Annotated in this window: 1 protein-coding gene and 1 pseudogene; both read right to left on the reverse strand. The window is 66.2% G+C overall.

The genetic code is table 11. The features are described 5' to 3' along the window. Positions 1-1142, reverse strand: a pseudogene (locus tag ACFWB8_RS37070) (hypothetical protein); the annotation flags it as partial. Next, positions 1139-1471 (reverse strand): DUF6507 family protein, encoded by a 333-nt coding sequence (locus tag ACFWB8_RS37075; RefSeq protein ID WP_385237735.1) that lies wholly within the window; start codon positions 1469-1471, stop codon positions 1139-1141. The pseudogene ACFWB8_RS37070 and the gene ACFWB8_RS37075, both read right to left, overlap by 4 nt. Positions 1472-1473: the final 2 nt, after the last annotated feature.

Raw genomic sequence — 1473 nt, forward strand, 5'->3', positions numbered from 1 at the left:
GGCAGGTCGATCTTGCCGATGCCCTTGAAGCCGGCCATGACGTCGCCGATCTTGGAGATGCCGGCGCCGGCGCCCTTGAAGACGTACGTCATCGGGTCGATGACCTTGCCGGCCTTGCCCGCGAAGGAGATCGCCTTCGCGGCCATGCCCGCCTTGCCCGCGGCCGACGCACCGCCGCCCGCGCCGCCTGTGAAGACGGTCGTCAGCACGTTGAAGGTGACCGCGCCCGCCGCACGCGACGGATTGTGCCCCCACTCGTCCCACGCCAGGAGAGCCTTGCCGGTCTCCTTCATCGCCGTCTTGGAATCACGCAGCCACGACGGCAGCTTGTCGTCGGGAGTCGCCAGGAACATCGGACCGACACCCGGAATGGAGGTGATCGCCAAACCCGTGGCCAGCTTCGCAAGCCCCGTCCAGGCCTGACCGGCCGCATCCCAGCCGGAGAACCCCACCAACGTGCCCAGGCCCTTGATCGTGCCCCACACGCCATCGACGATGACACCCTTGCCGAAGTCGTAGGCGTGCTCCCACACCTGCCACCACGGAACCGACTCCTCGACCGCATCACCCCACGGCAACGACTTCGACGCCTTCAGCGCCTCCGCGTCATAGCCGTACATGTTGTCTTTGTTCGAGCCGTCGTTCTTGATCAGCGCCGGGCCGCCCCACAACGCCACGATCTTCGCGTGCGCCGCCCGCTCGGCTTCCTGGAACTGCGTCCACACCTCGGCGATCTCGTTACGGCGATCGAGGTTCTCCTCGATCAGATCGCCGTCCTCACGCCACTTGTCCTCATGCGAGATCTTCGTCTTGAACTTCGCCGCGTCCTCACGCAACCGGTCCAGCTTCGCGACCAACGGCGTGATGTCATGCGCATACGTCGAAAGCGCACCCGAGATCACCTTCAGATCCGCCGTGAAATGCGAGGTCACATCCTGGACCGGCTTCGTCACCGCGAACAACTGCTCCGCCTCGGGAGCCTGATAGAACGCCGACAGCCCACCAAAAGTGGTGTGCACGTCGGAACCAGCCGTGGCGATCTTGGGACCGTCCCCGACCAGCGCCTTCGCCTTCGTCTCCAACTCGGCGAGGTTCCCGGTGAAAACCGGCACCTCACCCGGGTTGACCGGGTCGTTGCTCACTTCGCGCCCCCAGCAGCCTCACGCAGCAGATCCAGACGCATGCTCTTCGCCGCGTCCTGGGCGTTCTTCGCCGCCTCCAGATCACCCTCGCAATACTCCCGGGTCGCCTTCGCCGCACCCAGGATCGAGGCCTCGATCCGCTCCGCCATCGTCTTCAACTCAGGCTTCTTCTTCTCCAGGTACTGCGCCAACGCAGCCCCCACCGGCCCCGTCGCCTTCTGCGACAACGGCGGCGCACCCACCGGCACCGGACCCTGAAGATGCGTCTCGGCCGCCGACCCGGGCACCGCGGTACCCGCAGCCTGAGCCGCCGACGACATGTCCGCCACCA

Source organism: Streptomyces sp. NPDC060031 (assembly GCF_042736805.1).
Classification (GTDB): Bacteria; Actinomycetota; Actinomycetes; order Streptomycetales; family Streptomycetaceae; genus Streptomyces.